The organism is Actinomadura macra NBRC 14102, assembly GCF_001552215.1.
Taxonomy (GTDB): domain Bacteria; phylum Actinomycetota; class Actinomycetes; order Streptosporangiales; family Streptosporangiaceae; genus Spirillospora; species Spirillospora macra.
On sequence record NZ_BCQT01000017.1, the window covers coordinates 293535 to 315912 of the forward strand.

Sequence of the window (22378 nt, forward strand, 5' to 3'; positions counted from 1 at the left end):
CAGAGCAACGCCGCGACCGTGAATCCCTGTTCCCGCCGGGAGGCGCGGGTCAGCCGAAGAAGACCTCGGACTCGGAGTAGCGCTCCAGCGGGACGGTCTTCAGCTGCTTGGTCGCCTCGTCCAGGCCGACACGGACGATGTCGGTGCCCTGGAGGGCGACCATCTTGCCGTAGTCGCCGTCGCGGACGGCGTCGATCGCCTGGAGGCCGAAGCGGGTGGCGAGGACGCGGTCGAACGCCGTGGGGGTGCCGCCGCGCTGGATGTGCCCGAGCACGGTGGCGCGGGCCTCCTTGCCGGTGCGCTTCTCGATCTCGTCGGCGAGGTTCTGGCCGATGCCGCCGAGGCGGACGTGGCCGAACGCGTCCCGCTCGCCGGTCTGGAGCTCCATCTGCCCGTCGATCGGGTGGGCGCCCTCGGACACCACGATGATCGGCGCGAAGCGGGTCTTGAACCGGCTCTCCACGTACTCGCAGACCTTGTCGATGTCGAACGGCCGCTCGGGGATGAGGATCACGTTCGCGCCGGCGGCCATCCCGACGTGCAGCGCGATCCAGCCCGCGTGCCGTCCCATGACCTCGCAGATCAGCGCGCGGTGGTGGCTCTCGGCGGTGGTGTGCAGCCGGTCGACCGCCTCCATGCCGATGTTGACGGCGGTGTCGAACCCGAACGTGTAGTCGGTGGCGTTGAGGTCGTTGTCGATCGTCTTCGGGACGCCGACGACCTTCACCCCGCTGGCGTACAGCTCGCGCGCGACGCCGAGGGTGTCCTCGCCGCCGATGGCGATCAACGCGTCCACACCGAGCCCGGCCAGGTTGTCCTTGATCCGCTCGACGCCGCCCTCGACCTTGACCGGGTTCGTCCTGGACGAGCCGAGGATCGTCCCGCCGCGCGGCAGGATCCCGCGGACGGCCTGCACGTCCAGGGGCACGGTGTCGCCTTCGAGGGGACCGCGCCAGCCGGCCCGGAACCCCACGAACTCATAGCCGAAGACCTGCACGCCCTTGCGCACGACCGCGCGGATCACCGCGTTCAGCCCCGGGCAGTCCCCACCGCCGGTCAACACTCCGACGCGCATGCCGTCTCCCTCTCCCGCCACCGGGCTCCTCCCTCGTTCCACACGGCCAGACTAGTAGCCGGCGGCCGGCCCCACGCGGCATTCAACGGACGCGCCGGCGTGCCGCCATTGGTCTAGACCATAGCCGTCCGAGGCCCTACTCGCCCTCTTGATCGAGACCTTTCTCGATGGCATATCGGACGAGTTCCACCCGGTTGTGGAGCTGGAGCTTGCCGAGGGTGTTCTGCACGTGGTTCTGCACCGTCCGGTGGGACAGGACGAGGCGCTGCGCGATCTGCTTGTACGTCAGGCCCTTCGCGACGAGCCGCAGGACCTCGGTCTCGCGGTCGGTCAGGCGCGGCGCGTCGTCGTCCGGGCGGGCGGGCGCGGCGGCCAGCCGGCGGTACTCGCCGAGGACGAGCCCGGCCAGCCCGGGGGTGAAGACGGCGTCGCCGGCGCCCGTCCGCCGGACGGCGTCCAGGAACTCCTCGCGCGCGGCGGACTTCAGCAGATACCCCGTGGCGCCCGCCTTGACCGCCTCCAGGACGTCCTGCTGCTCGCCGCTGGCCGACAGCACCAGGACCCGGATGGGCGGGTCGGCCGCGACCAGGTTCCGGGTGACCTCGACGCCGCTGATGTCGGGGAGTTGCAGATCGACGACGGCCACCCCCGGGCGGGCGGCGGCGGCGATGCGGACCGCCGAGCGGCCGTCACCGGCGGTGGCGACCACCTCGTGACCCGCCTCGGTCAGGTCGCGGGCGACGGACTCGCGCCACATCGGATGGTCGTCCACGACCATGACCCTGAGGGGAACGTCGTTCACGGTCCACAGCCTACGGGCCCGCTCACCCCCGGCGGGCGCCGGCCGCTGGTCCGGGGACGCTCATCTCGATCTCCGTGCCCTCGCCGGGAGCGGAGACGATCGACACGGTGCCGCCGAGGTCGCGGATCCGGCCGCGGATGGACTGGGCGACGCCGAGCCGCCCGTCCGCCGCCGCCAGCGCGAGCCGATCCGCGGGCATCCCGGGGCCGTCGTCGCGGACACTGACGGTGACCACGCCGGCGCCGTCGTCCTCCAGCAGCACCCAGGCGCGGGCGCCGTCGCCGCAGTGCCGCCGGACGTTGTCGAGCGCCGCCGCCACCGCCGCCTCGACCTCCCGGGCGGCGTGCTCGCGCATCCGGACCTGCGTCGCCGGTGCCGACACGGTCACCGAGGTCGACCCGTGCCCGGCCAGCAGGGGCCGCAGGTCGACCGTCCGGTCATGCCCGTCTCCGCCCACCGCCGCGTCGACGACCACGGCGATCGACGGCGTCGTGCCGATCATGGCGCGCAGCGCCGACTCCTGCTCCCCCGCGAGCCGCCCGAGCTCGGCCGCCTCGCCGCCCAGTTCCCCGCCGCGCCGCTGCACCATCGCGAGCACCTGGAGCACCGAGTCGTGGATGCGCCGCGCGAGCCGCTCCCGCTCCCGCGTCGCCGACTCCATCTCCACGGCGCGGGCCAGCCGCGCCTCCGCCTCCAGCGCCAGCCGGACGACGTGCCCGACGACAAGGCCCGCGAGCAGCAGCAGCACGACCCCGTTGAAGGTGCCGCGGCCCATCCCCCCGGTCGTCCCGGCGACGACGTGCACCAGCAGGTTCGCGACGCCGAGCGCCAGCGCCGCGGCGATCCCGACCCGCCGTCCGCCCGCCACCGCCCACGCCAGCACGGCCGCCGCGACCCACGACATCGGCAGCGTCGGCCGCCCGTGCTCGATGTTGTGGGTCGTCTCCACCCACGCGGTGGCGAGGATGCAGCCGAACGCGACGGCCAGGTCGGCCGCCAGCAGCGGCCAGCCCCGCCGGCGCCGGCCGCGGAACGCGAGCACCGCGTACGCCGTCCAGGCGACCATCACGGCGAGGACGGCCCAGCCGCCCCACGGATGCGCGTACCCGTCGGAGTTCAGGGCGATCACCAGCGCCGCGTAGGCCAGCGACGCGACCCGGTACACCGCGACCGCACGCCACAGCGCGACCTCCAGGCCCAGCCCGCCGCCCGCCCCGTTCACCACGCCCCGCCCTCAGTCACCGTCGTCCAGCCCGCCGTCGTCCACGGGACGGACCTGCTGGCCCACCATCTCGGCCTTCACCTCCGCGGCGTACCGGTCCACGTACTCCTGGCCCGACAGCTCCCGGATCGCCTGCATGATCTCGTCGGTGATCTCCCGCAGCACCTCCCGGTCGTCCTCGCGCCCGTAGTACCGGGAGAAGTCGAGCGGCGCCCCGAACCGGACGCCCGGCCGGATGCCGAGGCGCGGGTAGGGCCGGCCCGGCGGCATCAGCTCGAACGTGTTGATCATCGCCATCGGGATCACCGGCACCCGGGACTTCAACGCCAGCCGCGCCACGCCCGTCTTCCCGCGGTAGAGCCGGTTGTCCGGCGCCCGGGTGCCCTCGGGGTAGATGCCGAGCAGCTTGCCCTCGCCGAGGATCCGCAGTCCCGTCTGCAACGCCGCTTCGCCGGCCGAGCCGCCCGTCCGGTCCACCGGCACCACGCCCACCCCGGTGAAGAAGCCCTTGCTGATCAGGCCCTTGAGCCCCGTGCCGGTGAAGTACTCGCCCTTGCCGATGAAGAAGATCGGCCGCATCAGCGGCAGCGGCCCGAAGAAGTGGTCGGCGAACGACAGATGGTTGCTGACGAGCAGTGCCGGCCCACGCTTGGGGACGTTGCGCATCCCCCGGTTCCGCGGCCACCACCCGAGGTACAGGATCGGCGAGAGAACGATCCTGAGCAGAATCCAGAACCAGAGCATGCGCGGACCTTCCTCCGACCGGCGGCCCAGGTGACGGGCACGTCCGGCTCCCTGACCGACGGGAGATGATGGCACATCCTCCCACTTCCCGTCGCTGCCTCTACCGGCCGGTACGCCGGGGCGGGCACCCCCGCCCGGCGCCGGTGCCGCCGGAATGAACGTAGGCTCTGAACGGTAAATCTCAATCGGGTGCGCCCGGGGGCTTGTCCCGGGCGGCGCAGCGAATACCGTGGGACACACGTTTCAGGGTGTCCGGGAGTGCCGCCGTGTCCGCCGGCACCGCCGGGCACACGTCAATGGGGGAGCGGAGGCCGTCATGCCGGTGCTGTCGGTCACTCCGGAGTCGTCGAAGGAGCCGGCCCCGTGAATCGCCGTGGCAATGGACTGTCAGCCGACACCTACGCCCCACTGGTCGACCTCGCCCCGCATCTCGCCGACGCGATGCTCGCGGCGCTCGGCGAGGCCGGCGTGGCCGCCTACGCCGCCTCGCCGTCCGAACTGGCCGACCTGCCCGACCTCGCCGCCGAGGCCCCGCCCGGCGACGCCCTCGACCGGCTGTACGTCGACGTCGATATGAAGCCGGCCGCCGAGGGCATCCTGCGCGCCCACCTCGCCCGCCTCCGCGACGCCTCCGCCCGGGGCCCCGAACCCGAGACCGACCTCGCCGAACCCGCCGGCGACCCTCCCGCCCCCGATGGTGAGACCGCCGAACGCGACGAGGACGCCATCTGGGCCGAGATCGTCGCCGGCTTCGACACCACCCCCGAAGGCGGCGACACCCCCTGGCCGGACCAGGAGAACATCGAGGAACCCGAGGACCCCCCGGACGAGGGCGACGACCGCACCGGCCGCCTCCCCCGCGTCCGCATGATCAAGCCCACCGAGACCGTCGACCTCCCGCCCGCCCCCGATGACGACGAGGGCCACTACGTCCCGCCCCCTCCCCCACCGCTGCCGAGCGCCGACCCCCTCACCAAAGGCGCCTGGATCGCCCTTATCGGCGGCCCCGTCTACCTGCTCATCACCGTCATCCTCGACTGGGAGGTCCCCGGCTGGGCCGCCTTCCTCGCCGTCGCCGCCTTCATCGGCGGCTTCGTCACCCTCGTCCTGCGTATGGGCGACGAACCCCGCGACCCAGACGACGGCGCCGTCGTCTAATGGGGGGCGACCCCCAATCCCCCGGCTGCGCGGCTCGCCACCTCCTCACTCCGCTGGCGCTCCGCTCCGGGGGCGCGGCGCGACGGGGATACCCGCTCCGCTCGCTGGCGCTCGCTGCGCATGCCTCCCGGTAACCGGCGGCTGAGGTTCAACCCTGCGAGTTGGGTAGGGAAGGGGAAAGGTTCAAGGTGGCTTGGACGGGGCGGTGGTCTGTGGCCTGGGGGTACTCCTCGGCGGTCGCGGAGGGGACTCCCCCGGCGATGATCTCCACGGTCTCGTCCGCGAAGACGGCGTCTATGCGTCTGCGGGGGTTGCGGGAGGAGAAGGTCAGCTCCTCGCCATCCGGCGCCACCGCGTAGGCGTCCTGGAACCGGTCGGTGAAGAGTGACCAGGTGGGGCCGCCGGGTTCCTCGTTGATGTCGCCGGTGAGGACGACGGGGGCCTCGTAGCGGCGGCGGGCGCGGTCCAGGTGGGTGAGGATCTCGGTGGCGTGCCTGCGGCGCGGCGCCGTCATCAGGTCCAGGTGGGTGCAGGCGGCGACCAGGCGTGCGCCGGCCACCTGGAGGACGGCGATGGCCAGGGCGCGGCGGTGCAGGCCGGGAGTGGGGCTGAGCAGGTGGAACTCGCGGCGCAGGCGGCGGACCCGGGGGGCCGTCAGGATCGCCAGGCCGCAGGCGCGGCGTCCGGCGGCGATGTCCATGCCGCAGTCGCGGGCCAGGCGACGGCGCTTGACCCGCCAGTCCCAGAAGCGCGGAACCTCCTGAAGGCACAGGACGTCCGGGTCGATGGCGCGGACGACCCTGGCCACGGCGGCGGGGTCGTCGCGCAGCGACCGGACGTTGTAGGTGAGGACGCGGACCGGCGTCACACGACCGCGTCCTGGCGGGGGCGTATGCGGGCGAGGTCGGCGGCGCCGACGATGCCGGCCGCCGAGCCCAGCTCGGCGATGCGGATGTCGGGCAGGGGGCGGTGGCCGCGGCCGGTCAGCGCGTCCTCGAACGCGCTGCGGACCGGGTCGAGGAGCAGGTCCCCGGCGTCGGAGAGGCCGCCGCCGATGATGAACGCGCCCGGGTCGAGGATGGCGCTGAGGTCGGCCAGGCCCTGGCCGGCCCAGTGCGCGACGGTGCGGAAGCACTCCAGCGCCGCCTTGTCGCCCTCGCGGGCCGCCTGCGTGATCTCGGGTCCGCTGATGCCGTCGGGCCGCCCGTCGCCGAGTTCGAGGAGGCGGCCCGCCATCGCCGGGGCGACGCGGGCGAGGTCGCGGGCCTCGTGGACGAGCGCGTTGCCGCTGGCGTACTGCTCCCAGCAGCCCCGGTTGCCGCAGCCGCAGCGCCGCCCGTCCGGGACGACCCGGAAGTGGCCCATCTCCGCACCGATGCCGAACTGGCCCCGGTAGAGCTCGCCGTTGATGATGATGCCGCCGCCGATGCCGGTGCCGAGCGTCACCAGGACGATGAAGTTCTCGCCGCGGCCGGCGCCGAACTTCGCCTCGCCCCACGCGGTGGCGTTGCCGTCGTTCTCGACCACGACCGGGAGTCCGACGAGGCTCTCGACCTTCTCCTTGATCGGCTCTTCCCGCCAGGCGAGGTTGGGCGCGAACAGCACGGTGGAGCGCGTCTCGTCGACGAAACCGGCGGTGCCGAGACCGACCGCGGCGACGTCCTCGAACTTGCCCTTGAGGAGGTCGACGACCTCGGCGATGACCTCGGCGGTCTCCTTGGGGTTCGTCGAGGGGGTCGGCCTGCGGACCTTCTCCAGAATCTTCCCCCGGTCGTCGACGACCCCCGCGGCCACCTTCGTGCCGCCCACATCCACGCCGATGGTCAGGGCCATGTAACGCTTCCTCCTCCTCACGTGCCCCGGCTGGAGCCCGTACGCCACTACTCGATGGGGTCGCCGCCGGTGGCGGCCGACCACGCGTCGGCCCGCTCGGGAGCGCTCCCACCGGGTGGCGGGCCTGACCGCTCGGACGTACCCGCCCGCGGGGCCTCCGACGCCTCCCCGCGCGTCCGGTCGAAGGCCGCCACCACGTCCAGCCCGGCGGCCAGCAGCGACCGGCCGGCCTCGCGCACGTGCCGTCCGACGTCGGCACCGGATTCACGCCCGACGGCTATCGCCCGACATATCGGGCAATTTCGACATTCGGCGGCGCCGGTGGCCATGTGCGGGACGTCCTCGGAGGTCGCTCGGCCCCAGACATCGCCGGTGCCGTCCCCGCCCATCCGCCTGCGCAGCGCGTCGAAGAGCTTGGCCGCCTCGTCGAGGACGTCGCCTGGCTGCTCGTTCATGACCACATCTTCCATCCGTCGTCGGCGTGAAACGGTATCGCCCCCGCGACCTGGTGAGAAACGCTCAGCGCTCCAGGTGTCGCTTCAGTCCCTTGAGCGCGGAGTCGATGATCCGCTTCTCGCCCTTGCGCTTGACCATGCCGATCATCGGGATGCGGACGTCCACGGTCAGCTCGTAGGTGACCTCGGTGGCGCCGCCCGCCTCGGCGAGCGCGTAGGACCCGTGCAGTCCGGACACGACATTGCCCTTCTCCACCAGGTCCCACGTCACGCGGTCGTCGCCCTCCCAGGTGTAGGCGAGGCCGACGGTGTCGCTGAAGGGGCCGCCGTCGAAGGTGAGCCGGGCGCGGTCGGCGCGGCCGTCCCCACCCGTCTCCTGGACGGTGAACTCCCTGATCCCGCTGGCCCACTCGGGATAGTTCTCCAGATCGGCGATCACCGCCATGATCTCGGCCTTCCCGGCCTTCACCGTGATGGAAGAACTCGTTCGGTCGGCCATCTGCGCATCCCTCCGGCTGTGTCCTTACAGAAAGTATCTTTCACACCGACAGGACGTAGGGCACCCCGCTGGCCCTGAAGTGGCCCACGTTCACGCATTCGGTCCGGCCGATGCGGATCCGGCTCGCGAGCGGCTGGTGAACGTGCCCGAAAAGCACATACTTCGGCCGCGTGCGGTGGATCGCGTCCAGGATCGCCTCGCTGCCCCGCTCGAACCGGCGCGCCACCGTGTCGTACAGCAGTTCCGGGACGGCGGGCGGGATATGGCAGCACAGCACGTCCACGGCTCCGACGGCCTTGACCTTGGCCGCGTACGCCTCGTCGTCCAGCTCGTAGGGGGTGCGGTACTCGGTGCGGAGCCCGCCGCCGACGAATCCGAACGTCAGCCCGCCCAGCTCGGTGGTCTCCCCGTCCAGCACGCGGTGTCCGTCGCGCAGGTGCGCGCCCCACATGCGGGGGATGTCGACGTTGCCGTAGGTGAGGTACGCGGGGGACGGCATCGCCTCGAACAGCTCCGCGTACTGCCGGTCGACGGCCCGCTCGATGTGCGGCCATGCCTCCCCGCCGAGGCCCGCCCAGAGTGACCGGGAGAACTCGCGGGCCTCGTCGAAGCGCTTGCGCGTCCGCAGCGCGATGAAGCGGTCGGCGTTCTCCTGGCCGAACAGCTCCGCGAAGATCCCCTGCGCGTGGTCGGAGTAGTCGATGAACAGGATCAGGTCGCCCAGGCAGATGAGCGCGTCCGCGCCGTCACCGGCGCCCCGCAGCGCCTCGGCACGGCCGTGGACGTCGCTCACCACGTGGATCCTCATGAACCGACTCTAATCGGGCCCGCTGAGGACGAACACGCCGCCCGAGTCAGCCGCCGGCCGCCGCCGAGACCAGGGAGCGCCACTCGCTCACCAGGGCGGAATCGACCGCCGCGTCCCAGGCGCCGTCGGGACGGACGGCCGTGCCCACATGGAACGCGGTGACGCCCGCCGCCGCGAGGACGGCGACATGCTTGCGGCGCAGTCCGCCCCCGGCCATGATCATGCCGGTCGACTCCCGGTCCTCGGTGGCGCGCCGGACGAGGACGTCCACCCCGGCGTCCACCCCGCGCGGGGAGCCCGCCGTGAGGACCGTGTCGAGCCCGCCGCCCAGGTGCCGGACGGCATCCCACGCCTGGGCGGGATCGGCGGCGTGGTCCAGGGCCCGGTGGAACGTCCACGGCAGCGGGGCGGCGACCGCGGCGAGCTTGCCGGTGGCGGCGGTGTCGACATGGCCGAGGGGGTCCAGGAAGCCGAACACGAACCCGTCCACGCCCGCCTGGGCGAGGGTGTCGGCGGCGTGCCGCAGCCGGTCGAGCTCGGCGCCGGTGGTGCGGAACCCGGCGTTGGCCCGCAGCATCACCCGCATGGGCAGGGACGTGGCCTCGCGGATCGCCTCGACGACGTCCGGATCGGCGGTGAGGCCGTCGGCGGCCATGTCGGCGACGACCTCGATCCGGTCGGCGCCGCCCTCCTGGGCGGCGCGTGCGTCGGCGGCGGTCAGCGCGATCACCTCGAGCAGCGACATGGCGATCCCCCGAGTCCCAGATGTCCGGCGAGACCAAGGGTAGGCCAACGCGCGGCGCCCGCCACGGGACACCGGGCCGTCTTTGCCCTGCCGTTAACCGCGGCGTCGGTAGGGCGACAGCAAGCGGGCCAACGGTGTGCGAGGGACCGGCGGCCTTTCCTACTCATGGGTATCATCGGCTGCGGAGAAGCCGGAGCCGGTTTCCCCGCCGTCCCCGAAGACCGATTACAGGAGTGGGCCGTGCGCGAGTTCAGCGTCCCCGCGATGGTGGAGGTCCCCGACTCCGCCAATCTGACCGACGCGCCCTTCACCCGTGCCGCCGAGGAGCCCGGCACCATCGTCCTGCGCCGCCCGGGCGCCGGCGCCTGGAGCGCCGTCACCGCCGCCGAGTTCGCGGCCGAGGTGACCGGGGTGGCCAAGGGCATGATGGCCGCCGGGGTCGAGCCCGGCGACCGCGTGGCGCTGCTGTCGCGGACCCGCTACGAGTGGACCGTGATCGACTACGCGATCTGGGCGGCGGGCGCGGTCGCGGTGCCGATCTACGAGACGTCCTCCGGCGAGCAGATCGAGTGGATCGCCGGCGACTCCGGCGCCAAGGCGGTGTTCGCCGAGACCGCGGCGCACGTCGCGGCGGTCGAGGAGGTCCGGGGCGCGCTGCCGGACCTCGTGCACGTCTGGGGGATCGACGCCGGCGGGCTCGATGAGGTCGTCCGGCTGGGCAGGGACGTCCCGGACGACGCCGCGGCCGAGCGCCGCGCCGCCCGTGGCGCCGCCGACGTGGCCACCCTCATCTACACCTCCGGTACGACCGGGCGTCCCAAGGGCTGCGAGATCAGCCACGGCAACCTGGTGCGGACGGCGCGCAACGCCATCCAGGGCGCGATCTCCGAGGTCACGGTCGAGGGCAGCTCCACGCTGCTGTTCCTGCCGCTGGCGCACGTGTTCGCCCGGCTGATCGAGGTCGCCTGTGTCGAGGGCGGCATCGTGCTCGGGCACAGCGACGTCCCGAACCTGCTGCCCGACCTCGCGACGTTCCGTCCCACGTTCCTGCTGGCCGTGCCCCGTGTGTTCGAGAAGGTCTACAACGGGGCCGAGCAGAAGGCCGCGGCCGAGGGCAAGAGCAAGATCTTCAAGGCGGCGTCCGACACCGCCATCGCCTACAGCCGCACGCTGGAGTCCGGCCGTCCCGGCCTCGGTCTGAAGATCCGGCACAGGGTCTTCGACGTGCTGGTGTACCGGAAGCTGCGCGCCGCGGTCGGCGGGCGGGTGCGGTACGCGGTGTCGGGCGGCGCCGCGCTGGGCGAGCGGCTGGGCCACTTCTTCCGCGGTGTCGGAATCACCATCCTGGAGGGCTACGGGCTCACCGAGACCACCGCGCCGGTCAGCGTCAACCGCCCCACCGCGATCAGGATCGGCACGGTGGGCCGGCCGATCCCGGGTGTGGACGTGCAGATCGCCGAGGACGGGGAGGTCCTCGTCCGCGGGATCAACGTGCTGCGCGGCTACTGGAACAACGACGCCGCCACCAAGGAGTCCCTGGAGGACGGCTGGTTCCATACCGGCGACCTCGGCTCCCTGGACCCCGACGGCTTCCTGAGGATCACCGGCCGGAAGAAGGAGATCCTCGTCACCGCGGCGGGCAAGAACGTGGCGCCGGCGCCGCTGGAGGACAGGCTCCGCGCGCACCCGCTGGTCAGCCAGTGCCTGGTCGTCGGCGACGGCCGCAAGTTCATCAGCGCCCTGGTCACGCTGGACCAGGAGGCGCTCGGCCCCTGGAAGGACCGGCACGGCAAGCCCGCCACGATGACGGTGGAGGACCTGCGCCGCGATCCCGACCTCACGGCCGAGATCGACGCCGCGGTCGCCGCCGCGAACCGGTCGGTCAGCAACGCCGAGGCGATCAAGAAGTACACCGTGCTCGGCGTGGACTTCACCGAGGAGGCCGGGCACATGACCCCGAGCCTGAAGGTCAGGCGCAACGTGGTGATGAAGGACTTCGCCGACGAGATCGACGCCCTCTACGCCGGCTAGCCGCGGGCGAGGCGGGCGACGGCGTCATCGATCGGCGTGTCGCCGGTGAGGAGGTCGAGGGTGCGGCGGCGGGCGTCGGAGGCGTCCAGCAGCGCGACGACGACGGCCGCCACGTCGTCGCGCGTGACCGCGCCTCGGCCGATCGGGGGCCCGGCCAGGGTGACCCGGCCGGTGCCGGGGTCGTCGGTGAGGCGGCCGGGCCGCAGGATGAGCCAGTCAGGGGACCGCGGCCCGCTCCGCGAAGTCGCGCGGGCGCGGCCGGTGAGGGGCGCCGGGGGGACGTCCTCACCGGCCGCGGGCTCGGCGCGGGACGCGGCTCAGCAGCGGCGCCCGGAGTTGATGCAGTTGACGGCCTGCTGCATCAGGTTGCGCGACATCACGTTGATGAAGTCGGCGTGGTCGGTCACCGGGTTGTGGTTCTGCTCGGGGAAGCTGTCCAGCGCGAACGCCTGCGCCCGTGCCGGCACGTTGTAGGTCAGCGTCATCTGTAGCTGCGGGACGGGCCGCCGTCCCGGCTGGCACGCGCCGGTCCGCTCGTCGGCGAACAGGACGTGGTCCCGGTGGTTGGCGCTGTCGGAGTTGCGACCGTCCCAGCAGCTCGGGAACTCCAGCACCCGCGCCACCTGGCTGCCCTGCGGGCAGAGCGGGTACTTGTCGGTGAAGCCGCGGTTCAGGAAACCGGTGCACGACCACACGGCCTTGGCGTTGGCCAGGCCGTTCGTCCCGGCCTTGGCGTCGCCCATCAGGACCCTCATGAAGGGGGGCATCGCGGTCACCTTGCTGCGGCTGTTGCCGTTGAACTGCAGCCGGACCGACGACGGCGTGACGACCGAACCGATGTTGCCGTCCGCCGCGCTCTGCCGCGCCGCCGCCGAGTTGTCCCGGCCCGCCCGGAGCCGGACCACCGGCCAGTAGTAGGTCGACTTGTCACCGTTCGTACAGGTCGTTCCTGACGCGGCGAGGCTCTCGTCGGTCGAGAACCCGTCGGTCGACTTGTTGCCCACGTAGTCGTGCGTGTGGTGCGCGCCGTTCTGGACGCCGGGAGCCACGATGACGTTGTCGGGGTTGCTGTGCTTCTGGCCCTCGTTCCGCCCGCAGCTGGACGTGAACGTGCCGCGCGACCCGCGCTGGCCCTGCGCCGCCTGCCCCGGCCGCGCCAGCGAAGGCGCCTTCCGGATGTCCACGAACAGGCTGCGCGCCAGACCCTGACCGCCGCCCTGCCCCGGCCCGGCCAGGTTCTGCGGGTTCTGGTTCTGCCCGTCGCCCCGCTGCTGCCCGTTTCCGTTCTGCCCGTCGTCGTTCTGCCCGTCTCCGGTCCGGCCGTCGTTCGGGCCCTGCCCGCCTCCGCCGGGATCTTGCTGACCGCCGTTCGGATACTGCGGACTGCTGCTGGGATCGCCGGGTTCACCACCGCCGGGGTCGGCGCCTCCCTCACTCGGCGGATCGGTCGGATCGGCGGCGAGTGCGGCACGGTCGCCGCTGCGCGGGGCCGAGGCCCCGGCGGGCGACGTCTCCGCCGCCGACGCGATAAGGACGAGCGCCGGGATCATCACGGCGAACGCCTTTTTCCTTCTTCCCATGGAGAACTCCCTTGATGCGGGGTGGGATGTTCGTCAGTGCTGCGTCAGTGCTGCTTTGGTGTGGCGTCAGTGCAGGGCCGATTTGTCTACCAGGCCCGTGCTCTCCAGCAGCGACATATGGGTGTTGACGAATTTCATTCCACGTTCGGCGAATGCGCGAATCTCACTGTTCTCGGTGGACGCGCGCACCTTGGCGATGATGCTGAACACCTGCCCGTGTGCGGCGCGTAGTCGCAGGACCCAGGTACGGTCGTAATCCGCCCCGAACTTGGTCGACATCTCCCGCAGGTAGCTCTGCTGGGTGCCGTTCGGCTCGTTGGGCAGGATGACGCCGAGCCGCTGCGCGGTGACGCGGGTGTCGGCGTCCAACTGCATGTGCTGTTGCATGATCATGGAGCCGACCTCCTTCACCCTGGGGCTGGCGGCGCGCTGTTGTGCCTGCTGGCCTGCGGGCATCTCCCACAGGCCGGCCTGCCGGACCTTCACGAGCAGGCTCCGGTCGAGTGCCGTCAGCGGCCCCCAGCGCGTCTGCGTGGTGCCGCCGTTGCGCGCGCCGTCGACGGTCGCGCCGTCGGCGGGCGCGCTGCCGTACACCGGGCGGAGCACCACCACGAGAGCCGCCCCGACGGCGACCACCGCGGCCAGGGCGAGAACGGCACGGCCCTTGCGGCGTCGCTTGCGCGACCCCGCGAAACCGTAGCTGCCATATCTTTTCCTCAACGGAAGCTCCCTCCTCTCGGAATCTCACCGGTCGGACCCGGCGCGGGTCGCCAGGAGGTACGCACCACGCGGGGTCGGGGGTTCATCGGTGTTCGTTCTTTTTCTTGTTTTCTTCGCGCCCGGAAATTACGGCACAACGGTCTGTCAGGAACGGCGGGCCGGGCTGCCTGGAATACCTCCGGTGACGCGTAGCGCGAGGGCCGGGCACATGGCGACCGCCTTCTGCACATCGCGTTCCATCCAGGCCGGGATGTCGGTGCCCAGCACGACGGGGAAGCCGTAACGGTCGAGTTGGATCAGCTCAGGGACGAGGTAGGCGCACAGCCCGTGCCCGTCGCACCGGCTCCAGTCGATGGCGACCCGGCCCTCATCGCCGGTCGGGACGGGCAGCGGCAGCACCCCGAAGGTCGGTTGCCCGCACGTTGCCCCGTATTGGTGGACGTCGATGTCGGCGGCGAACGCCTCGACCGCCGAGAGGACGAACCTGGCAGTCCCGTCAGGATGGGTGCAGGCGCCCCGTCCCCTGCCGACGCCCGCGGCCCGCCGGACGTCCTCGACCGTCCCGGACCCGTCGGAGAGCGAGTTGAGCGAACGGACGACGTCGGGCAGACCGAGCCGGCACGGCCCGCACTGCCCCGCGGACTGTGCGGCGAGGTAGGACGCGATCCGCGTGACCTCGCCGAGGGGGCAGGTACCGCGCGTGAGCGGCAGGATGATCCCGGCGCCGACCGTGCCGCCGACCCGCCGCATGCCGGCGCGCGACAACACGGCCTGCTGGACGGCGCCGGGGTCGAGCCACATCCCGTGGTAGCCGCCGACGAGCACACCCGGCGACGGCGGGACCTCACATCGCTCCAGCACGGCACGCAGGGGCGTGCCGAGCGGCGCCTCGACGACCTTGGTCCCGCCGACGGTGAGCATCGTGGTCCCGGGCTCGTCCTCGGTGCCGGCCGAGGCGTACAGGTCGGGACCGAGGGAGACGAGAACGGCGAGCTGCGCGAACGTCTCGGTGTTGGACAGCAGCGTCGGAAAGCCGTCCACCCCGGAATCGGAGGCGCGGACCTTGACGCCCGGCGGGATCGGGACCTCTCCGTTGATCGCGCGGATCACCGAGCCGCTCTCCCCGGAGATGAACCGCTCGGTCAGCCTGACGACCCGGGCCGGCATCCGCCGCTCGCCTATCGCGGCCCGGACGGAGCGGGCGGCCTCGTCGTCCTCGACGGCCACCACGATCCGCTGGGTGCCGAGCGCGGACGCGGCGATCTGCGCGCCGTCCAGTACCAGGTGCGGGGCGCGGCCGAGCAGGACCTTGTCCTTGGCACTGCCCGGCTCGCCCTCGGCGCCGTTCACCACGACGACCACGTCCTCGCTGGAACCGCGCTCGCCGCGCTTTTCTCCCGGGAGCATCGCCTCGTCGGAGCCTGGGTAGTTCACGCGGGCGGCGACGGCCATCAGCTTGCGCGCGAACGGGAAGCCGGCACCGCCGCGGCCCCGCAGGTCGACCTGCTCGGCCATCCGGACGATGTCGTCGAGGCCGGGCGCGCGCAGCTTGCCGTGCACGGCCATGTGCCGGTCGAGGTCGAGCCGGTCGAACCGGTCGAAGCCGAGCGTCAGCCGGGGCCCGCCGATGTTGGTGACGGCGATGGCGGCGGTCATCGGAACACCTCGGTGTCACCGCCGCGGCCGCCGCGCGGCACGCGCATCCCGCGGGGATCGGCGACGGTGGCGCGGGAGTTCCCGCGATCCCCGTCGCGTACGGCGGCGCGCTCGCCCGCCAGTGCGCGCTCGCGGGCGCGTTCGGCGGCCATGCCCCGCTCCCGCGCGACGGTGCGCTCGCCGACGTCGTCGCCGACGCGCCGGACGTCCCGCGGCTTGACCACGACGATCAGCCGGGTGAGCAGCGCGAGGGCGACACCCCCGACGCTCATCACGTAGCTGAGCACGACCCAGTTCGCGGCGACCCGCCCGGCGGTGAGGCCGTGGGTGATCGCGAGCGGCCAGGAGATGTAGGAGACGGCGTGCATCATCCGCCACATCCACGGGTGCCCGCGGAACGCGAACCGCGCGCGCATCATGCCGGTGATCACGATGAGGACCATCAGCTCGAACGCGAGCGTGCCGAGCCCGACCGGGCCGACGCCGGGGACGACGATCTGCTGCGGGGTGGCGAGCCCGCCGAGGACCTTCACCGCGATGTGCGCGACGACCATCGCCATGGCGAGCACGGCGGACGCGCGGTGCACGCCCTGGGCCCAGACGCGGTGCCGGATGCCGAGGATGAGCCGGTCGGTGGCCAGCAGCCCGCTCATCACGGCGCCGGTCATCGCGAGCAGGGTGAAGACGCCCGCGTAGAAGGAGAGGAAGTACTGCACGTTGTTCGCGACGACGGCGCCCGGCGGGGTCGCCGCCCCGACCAGGACCAGCACCGCGCCGACGAGTACCGTGCGCAGCGCCCAGGTAGGCACCACAGGATCATCACTGTTGCGTGTTCGCACCGCTGAGACTCCTCTTCTGTAGCGCGGGGCGCGCCGTGGCGCCCCCCGGGTCGTCGCCGTCCCCCGGCTCGGGGCCGGGGTCGGGCGGTGAGGGCGGGACGTCTGCCCCCGGGACCGGGCCGAGGTTGGCCAGCTGGCCGCCGGGAAGTACTTGGAGCTCGCCGCGTTCGGCGTAGCCGAGAAGGGGCTTGGCCCGTTCCCGGAAGGTCCAGCCGCCGAGCAGCGCCCCGTCGAGAGGGACGCGCTCGGCGCCCCTGCGCAGGTCGAACTCGACCTCGGGACGCGCCGCCGGCGCCCCGCCGCAGGGCCGGTCGGAGCCGGTCCGGCCGAGCGGGTCACCGCGCTGGACGATGCTGCCGTCGCGCAGCTCGGGCACCGACCGCACCCGGTAGTAGGTGGTGGCGAGGCCGCTACCGTGGATCACCATGACCAGCGCGCGGCCGTCCTGGTCACCGCAGAACCGGTAGAGCCGGCCGGCACCAGAGGACAGGACCCGGCCGTCCCCGCCCCAGAAGGCGAGGGAGCCCAGCGGGCGGACGGACGTGCCGCCGTCACCGGTGCCCATCGACCAGGTGGTGCCGGACTTCCACGGCAGCATCAGCGCGTCGCCCTTCTTGCCGCTGTGGGCCTGCGCCGTGGCCTGCGCGGCGGTGAGTGCGCCGTAGCGCCGCAGCGCGCGGCCCTCGTCCGCCGACATGACGGTCGCGGGCAGGCCCGACAGCAGACCGGCGAAGCGGTCACCACCCGACAGCGCGACCTGCCACCGGTCCTGCCGCCACCGCGCCGCGAAGAACGCGACCTCGGGATTGGCGCCGCTGGTGTCGGGCACCGGGATCGCCGTCGTGCCGAACGCCCAGGTCTTGTCGGGACTCGTCCGGGCGACCTCGACCATCGGGGGTCGGGTCGGTGCGGCGCCGTAGGTCTGCCGGGCGGCCGCGCCGCGCTCGGCCAGCGTCAGCTTCCGTACCTGCGCGGAGAGCGCCGGGACGTCCGGGCCCGCCGGGGCACGGCCCGGGGCGCCGGACGGGCCCGGCTGTTGCCGGGGGGCGTCGCGCCGGCCGGGGGTGGTGCGCTCCTTGCGGTTCTTGGCGGGCTGCTCGGCACCGACCGGCCCGGACGCGCCGATGGTCCCGCCTTCCAGCAGGGCTCGTTCGGCGATGCCGAGCAGCGCCAGGCCGACGACGCAGGACAGCGCGATGGCACCGACGCTCAGCCGGTCGGTTGGCCTACGCCCACCGCGGGGGTGCGTGCGCGGGCGTGCGCGAGGACCGGGTGGCCGTCCCGCCGACCGGGCCGACGAGCGGCGCCGCGCCTGCGGGCGCGGCTGGGAGCGGCGCCGGCCGGCGCCGCTCGAAGGCTCGCGCCTGCGGCGTGGCTTGGGTCGCGGGGACCGTTGCCCGTTCTCGGTCCAGCCGGACTGCTCCGCCCACCAGGACCCTTCGGGCCACTGGGGTTCCTCGGCCCGGTGCCCTCGCGGGGGCTCCGGGCTCGACGAGGGGCGCGCGGGCGTCTCCGCCCACGCTGAAGCATGCGGATAGCTCCGGGACGCATGCCGGGTCTCGCGTCGCGCCATGCCCACTCCTGTGGAGGAGGTGGAGGGCTCGGCGAACGCCGGTTGGCTCCGTACCCACCGGGCGGGAAGCCTGGCGGGTTGTTCCGCTGAGACATCGGGATCACGGCTCTGGGAACCCGCTCCGCTCCCACCGCTCTCCCACGGGCCCTGAGGGGACCCGCTCGATCACCCGGGAGCATACGCCCCGGAGGCCGTTCAGATACGCGATGCCCGAAAATCGTTTCAGTCGATACTCGCGGCCTGGCCGCTCTCCACATCTGTACGCGTGGACGCCACGGCATGTTCACGCGTCCGTTTCGCGCGTTGAGACGCCCGTAATCCCGGGCCGCACCTCGCTAGCCGCACCTTCTGGCCACACCTTGCTAGCCGGGCGCCCCTGGTCAGCGCCCCTGGTCACGCGTGCCAGCCAGGCACTACTAACCAGGCGCTGCTAGCCAGGCGCTGCTAGCCAGACCATGCACGCAGGAACCTGGCGGCGAGCGGGGCGGCGACCTTCGGCCCCGAGCCGCCCTCGGAGATGAAGACGGAGAAGGCGAGATCGTCGCGGAATCCGATGAACCAGGCGTGGGTGCCCTCGCCGAACTCGGCGGTGCCGGTCTTGCCCGCCGTCCCGTCCGGGAGCCCGGCGCGGGCCGCGGTGCCGCCCGTGACGACCGCGCGCATCATGTCGCGCAGGTCGGCGGCGCCGGGAATCGGACGAGGGTCCGGAGTCCGCCCGCCGTCCTCGCGGATCAGCTTCGGCTCCAGCAGCCGGGGCGACCGCCAGGAGCCGTCCGCGACCGCCGCCGCGACGGTGGCCATCAGCAGCGGGCTCGCCTGGACCTCGCCCTGCCCGATCCCCGCCTCGGCGAGCGCCGCTCCGCTCCGCACGCCGGGGAAGTCTCCGCCCGTCGCACGCACGCCGGGTGTGAGCCGCTCGCCCCAGCCGAACCTCCCGGCACTCGCCGCGAGCCTCTTCGCGCCGATCTCCTCGACGGCCAGCCGCGCGAACGTGGTGTTGCACGACTGGGCGAAGGCGTCCCGCAGGGTCGTGCGGCCGAGCGCGTGGTTCTCGTCGTTGTGGATGGTGCGCTGCGCGGTGACGACGACCGCGGGACAGTCGGCACCGGAACCGGCGTCCATCCCGTCCGCCAGCAGCGCGCCCGCGGTGACGACCTTGAAGGTGGAGCCGGGCGGGTAGCCGGAGACGAACGCGCCGAGCCCGCCGAGACCGTCGGCCACCGCGAGGATCTCGCCCGTGGACGGGCGGATCGCCACGATCGACGCCTGCCGGGACCCGATCGCCTTCTCCGCCGCCGCCTGCGCGCGCGAGTCCAGCGTCGTGCGGACCTTCCTGCTCGCCTTCACGCCGAGGACCTTCACCCGCTGCGGGGGCCCACCGCCGTCACGCAGGTCGATGGCCCACCCGGTGCCGTCCTCGCCCTCCAGCCGGTCGCTGAGCTCGGTGAGGTAGGGCCCGAGCGGCCCGTCGTCGGGAAGGCGGCTGCCGTCGCGGGACACCAGCGTCAGGGCGGGCACGGTCACCTCCGTCAGCGACCACGCCCCCTTCCCCTTCAGGCCCGGGTACAGGGTGGCGGGCGTCCACAGGACCCGCCACCGGCCGTTCACCCGGCCGAGCTTCAGCACCGACCGGAACGACCAGTCGCCGTGGAAGCCCACATCCCGCGTGACCGTGAACGCGGCCTGCGCCTCGTCCGGGCCCGACCGGACGACGGCGAGGGGATGTAAGGCGATCGCACTGACCGACAGCCCGCGCGACAGGGCCCGGTGCTGGTCGGCGAAGTCGGCCGGAGGATCGGCGACCAGCTTGCCCATCGTCCGCAACTCCCCCTGCTGCCAGGCCGCGAAGTAGTCGGATGCCGTCTGCTCGGGGGTGCCCTCGTCCTTGCCGGGCCAGAGCCACGCCGTCGCCGTCCCCGCCGCGAGGACCGCCGCCACCAGCACCGCAAGCGCGGCAACGTCCCGTGATCGCACGCGTCATCTCCCCACTCCCCCCGGGCGGAGCACGATCATCTCAGGGCGGGCCGCTACTGCCTATTCTCCTGAAGTCGGACATTCGGCGCGGGACCGGCGAGTGACTTAGCGTTGACTGATCCGTCCCTTAAGTCCGGTTTAACGCGGGTGCCGGAAGCCCGCCGGACGCTTAGCTTCAGACACGTCGGCGACCGCTCGGTGGCAGGAGGTGCCCCGCGATGTTGATCCCCCCGCCGGGGCCCGCCCACTCCGCCGCCCGTCGCCGTACACCCGGCCGTCCCACGGCCGGGTGCCCGGCCGGGGCCGCGCCCCGCACTCCCGTCCACGCCGCATCCGATCCGGCCCCATGGCTGGCCCTCCCACGGCGCCCAGGGGCGTCGGGCCGGCCGGCGCCCGGATCGCCTCCCCCCTCGGCAGGGGCGGCGCGTGGAACTGGTCTCCGGGAGCGGCGCGCGACCCCGGCCGGCCCGCCGGCCCCGAGCTGGGGACCCCGCCCGCGGCGCGGGGGTGGGGTCCCCTCCCCGGGGCCGGGCGGGCAACGGCCGCACCGCTGACGACCGGGGCCCGGCGCGTCAGCGCGTCCAGGACAGCCGGACTCCCTCAAGCTCCGCGTCACCCAGCACGGCCTCGACCAGCGACGTGGGCCCGACGACCTTCGTCCCCCACAGGTCCCAATCGCAGTACACGACCCAGGACCGGTCGGCCGCCCACAGATCGGACGGGCAGCTCGACATCGCCGGATGGTCGTACAGGCCTGCCGCGTCACCCAGCCGGCCCGCGAGGACGGTCTCGTTGTCCCAGTCGGCCGTGACGAGCGGGCAGTAGTAGGCCAGGCAGCGCGTGTCCGCGCCGGCGGGGCTGTACCGCAGCAGCACCCCGACGAGCCGGTGCCAGCTCTCGCGATCGAGGCAGCCCTCCGCGGGAGGCTGGATCGCCGCCGACCAGCTCCCGGTCGGGTGCCCCTGACGGAGGCAGCGGTTGCCGGGCAGTTCCCCCTCCGGGACGACCGGCTCACCGAACCCCCGCGCGAGCTCCTTCCAGCGCAGGCGCCGCCACCCCGCGCCCGGGTCGCCGCTACGGCCGAGCTCGGTGCCGGTGACGATCGCGCCCTCCAGCAGGTCGCCGACGTCGCCCGGGACCTCGCCCGCCGGATCGGCCGGCTCGATGAGCCCGGCCGCCGTCACCGACTGGTGGACGTCGTCGTGGGTGGTGGTGACCAGGCCCTCCTCCCACGCGTACATCGCGTGCAGGAGCCAGGCGGAGTCGGGGCTGCGCGGCGGCTCGAAGCCCGAGTAGCAGTGGTCGGGATCGAGCTCGTGCAACCAGCGGGCGGCTTCCCCCGGGGCCCGGGCCCAGGCGTCCTCGATGTCCGCGTTCTCCATATCGGCATCCTGTCACCCCGGCCACATTCCGCGATACGCGGCATGACCTGAGGATTCCCACTCCTGACCGCAAGGCCACATCTCAGTGCCCGAGAAACGCTCCGAGTCTGGCGGCCTGAAGGTCCCACCGCCACTCACGCTCGACCCAGGCGCGCCCCCGCTCCCCCATCCTGCGTGCTCTCGCGGGATCGGCGAGAAGTCCCGCGACCGCGTCCGCGATGCGGGCCACCGAACGACCTGGCACGACGATGCCCGTCTCCCCGTCCAGGACGGCGTCGGGCGCGCCGCCGGAGTCGCCCGCGACGACCGGAACCCCGGTCGCGGAGGCCTCCAGGTAGACGATGCCGAGGCCCTCCACGTCCAAGCCCCGTCGCCGGGTGCGGCACGGCATCGCGAAGACGTCGCCCGCGTCGTGATGGGCGGGCAACTCCTCCCAGGGGACGCCGCCGGTGAACACCACCGAGTCGTCCACGTCCAGGGACGCCGCCAGCCTCGCGAGGTCTGCGCGGTACGGGCCGCCGCCCACCAGCAGGAGCGCCGCGTCCGGCACCTCCTTGAGGACCCTCGGCCAGGCGTGGATGAGAGCGTCCTGGCCCTTGCGCGGCACCAGCCGCGACACGCAGACGGTCACCGGACGACCGGTCAGGCCGTGCCGCCGGCGGATCTCCTCGCCGCCGGCCCCGGGGCGGAACGTCCCCTCGTCCACCCCCGGCGCGAGCCGCGCCATCCGGGACGCCGCCTCCGGGGACAGGACCCGCGCCATCCGGGACCGCGTGTACTCCCCCAGGTAGGTGAGCACGTCCACGCCGTCCGCGATGCGGCCGAGGACGGCACCCGCCACCGGCAGCGCCGCCCAGCCCGCCTCGTGCCCGTGGGTGATCCCGACCAGCCGCTCCGCTCCCCGCCGCCGGAGCGCCGGGGCCAGCAGCCCGAGCGGGGCCGCCGCGCCGAACACGACCGAGTCGCAGCGCTCCGCGCGCAGGACGTCCGCCGCCCGCCGCAGCACGCCCGGCACCGGCAGCATCAGCGAGCCCGGATGCCGGACGACCGGGAACGGCTGCCGCGCGTCGAACTCGGCGGCGCCCTTCCACGCCGGGGCGTACACCACCACCGAGCCGGACGGGCGCCGCGCCGCCAGTCCGTGCACGAACGCCTGGATGCCCCCCGGCCGTGGCGGGAAGTCGTTGGTGACGAAAAGTGTCCTGGTCATCGCGGCCAGCATAGAAAGGGCCCGCCACCGGCGTCCGGTGGCGGGCCCCTTCTTCTCGTCATGCCAGGCGGG

At 73.1% G+C, this 22378-nt stretch carries 21 protein-coding genes; 2 read left to right on the forward strand and 19 right to left on the reverse strand.

Annotation, left to right across the window (positions count from 1 at the left end; translation table 11 throughout):
- Positions 1–49: 49 nt before the first annotated feature.
- From AMA02S_RS27420 to AMA02S_RS27435, 4 genes are all read right to left on the reverse strand, one after another.
- Entirely contained in the window at positions 50–1075 is a 1026-nt protein-coding gene (locus AMA02S_RS27420; protein ID WP_067463150.1) for a 6-phosphofructokinase, read from the reverse strand.
- Between the two features lie 136 nt (positions 1076–1211).
- Positions 1212–1853: a response regulator gene (locus AMA02S_RS27425; RefSeq protein WP_084265664.1), complete on the reverse strand. Its 642-nt coding sequence runs from the start codon at positions 1851–1853 to the stop codon at positions 1212–1214.
- A gap of 46 nt (positions 1854–1899) precedes the next feature.
- Positions 1900–3102, reverse strand: a complete 1203-nt coding sequence (macS, locus tag AMA02S_RS27430; RefSeq protein ID WP_245667861.1) for a MacS family sensor histidine kinase — start codon at positions 3100–3102, stop codon at positions 1900–1902.
- 9 nt (positions 3103–3111) lie between these two features.
- The gene (locus tag AMA02S_RS27435) at positions 3112–3843 is read right to left on the reverse strand and encodes a lysophospholipid acyltransferase family protein (protein ID WP_067463156.1); all 732 of its coding nucleotides are present in this window, start codon (positions 3841–3843) and stop codon (positions 3112–3114) included.
- Positions 3844–4206: 363 nt separating this feature from the next.
- On the opposite strand from AMA02S_RS27435, the gene AMA02S_RS27440 reads away from it, so the two are divergent.
- A complete protein-coding gene (locus AMA02S_RS27440; RefSeq protein WP_067463160.1) occupies positions 4207–5001 on the forward strand; it encodes a hypothetical protein in 795 nt (264 codons plus the stop codon).
- Positions 5002–5149: 148 nt separating this feature from the next.
- On the opposite strand, the gene AMA02S_RS27445 is transcribed toward AMA02S_RS27440, so the two are convergent.
- The 6 genes from AMA02S_RS27445 to AMA02S_RS27470 form a co-directional block, all read right to left on the reverse strand.
- Positions 5150–5869, reverse strand: a complete 720-nt coding sequence (locus tag AMA02S_RS27445) for an endonuclease/exonuclease/phosphatase family protein (protein WP_067463163.1) — start codon at positions 5867–5869, stop codon at positions 5150–5152.
- The gene (locus AMA02S_RS27450) at positions 5866–6834 is read right to left on the reverse strand and encodes an ROK family glucokinase (RefSeq protein ID WP_067463166.1); all 969 of its coding nucleotides are present in this window, start codon (positions 6832–6834) and stop codon (positions 5866–5868) included. The genes AMA02S_RS27445 and AMA02S_RS27450 overlap by 4 nt, the downstream gene beginning before the upstream one ends.
- Before the next feature lie 47 nt (positions 6835–6881).
- Positions 6882–7289: a hypothetical protein gene (locus tag AMA02S_RS27455; protein WP_067463169.1), complete on the reverse strand. Its 408-nt coding sequence runs from the start codon at positions 7287–7289 to the stop codon at positions 6882–6884.
- A 64-nt stretch (positions 7290–7353) separates the two neighbouring features.
- Entirely contained in the window at positions 7354–7788 is a 435-nt protein-coding gene (locus AMA02S_RS27460; protein ID WP_067463172.1) for an SRPBCC family protein, read from the reverse strand.
- A gap of 40 nt (positions 7789–7828) precedes the next feature.
- A complete protein-coding gene (locus AMA02S_RS27465; RefSeq protein ID WP_084265638.1) occupies positions 7829–8596 on the reverse strand; it encodes a metallophosphoesterase family protein in 768 nt (255 codons plus the stop codon).
- A gap of 46 nt (positions 8597–8642) precedes the next feature.
- Positions 8643–9341 carry a copper homeostasis protein CutC gene (locus AMA02S_RS27470; protein ID WP_067463177.1) on the reverse strand — a complete coding sequence of 233 codons (699 nt, stop codon included), beginning with the start codon at positions 9339–9341 and terminating at the stop codon, positions 8643–8645.
- A 240-nt stretch (positions 9342–9581) separates the two neighbouring features.
- Here AMA02S_RS27470 and AMA02S_RS27475 point away from each other — a divergent pair, with 240 nt between their 5' ends.
- Positions 9582–11372, forward strand: a complete 1791-nt coding sequence (locus AMA02S_RS27475) for an AMP-dependent synthetase/ligase (RefSeq protein WP_067463180.1) — start codon at positions 9582–9584, stop codon at positions 11370–11372.
- Here the strand turns inward: AMA02S_RS27475 and AMA02S_RS40710 are convergent.
- From AMA02S_RS40710 to AMA02S_RS27515, 9 genes are all read right to left on the reverse strand, one after another.
- On the reverse strand, positions 11369–11581 hold the full coding sequence (locus tag AMA02S_RS40710) for an NAD(P)H-binding protein (protein ID WP_084265639.1): 213 nt from the start codon (positions 11579–11581) through the stop codon (positions 11369–11371). The two genes, AMA02S_RS27475 and AMA02S_RS40710, sit on opposite strands and share 4 nt — an antisense overlap.
- 108 nt (positions 11582–11689) lie before the next feature.
- Entirely contained in the window at positions 11690–12952 is a 1263-nt protein-coding gene (locus AMA02S_RS27480) for a DUF1996 domain-containing protein (RefSeq protein ID WP_067463182.1), read from the reverse strand.
- 66 nt (positions 12953–13018) lie between these two features.
- Positions 13019–13672, reverse strand: a complete 654-nt coding sequence (locus tag AMA02S_RS27485) for a DUF4142 domain-containing protein (RefSeq protein ID WP_067463184.1) — start codon at positions 13670–13672, stop codon at positions 13019–13021.
- Between the two features lie 144 nt (positions 13673–13816).
- Positions 13817–15328, reverse strand: a complete 1512-nt coding sequence (locus tag AMA02S_RS27490; RefSeq protein ID WP_067463187.1) for an NADH-quinone oxidoreductase subunit NuoF family protein — start codon at positions 15326–15328, stop codon at positions 13817–13819.
- A complete protein-coding gene (locus tag AMA02S_RS27495; RefSeq protein ID WP_067463189.1) occupies positions 15325–16137 on the reverse strand; it encodes a ferric reductase-like transmembrane domain-containing protein in 813 nt (270 codons plus the stop codon). The genes AMA02S_RS27490 and AMA02S_RS27495 overlap by 4 nt, the downstream gene beginning before the upstream one ends.
- 10 nt (positions 16138–16147) lie before the next feature.
- Positions 16148–17740, reverse strand: coding sequence for a peptidoglycan DD-metalloendopeptidase family protein (locus tag AMA02S_RS27500; protein WP_067463191.1), 1593 nt, complete (start codon positions 17738–17740; stop codon positions 16148–16150).
- A 444-nt stretch (positions 17741–18184) separates the two neighbouring features.
- Entirely contained in the window at positions 18185–19714 is a 1530-nt protein-coding gene (locus tag AMA02S_RS27505; protein WP_084265640.1) for a penicillin-binding transpeptidase domain-containing protein, read from the reverse strand.
- 572 nt (positions 19715–20286) lie between these two features.
- Positions 20287–21096, reverse strand: a complete 810-nt coding sequence (locus tag AMA02S_RS27510) for a hypothetical protein (RefSeq protein WP_067463196.1) — start codon at positions 21094–21096, stop codon at positions 20287–20289.
- Between the two features lie 82 nt (positions 21097–21178).
- On the reverse strand, positions 21179–22306 hold the full coding sequence (locus AMA02S_RS27515; RefSeq protein ID WP_067463583.1) for a glycosyltransferase family 4 protein: 1128 nt from the start codon (positions 22304–22306) through the stop codon (positions 21179–21181).
- Positions 22307–22378 lie beyond the last annotated feature (72 nt).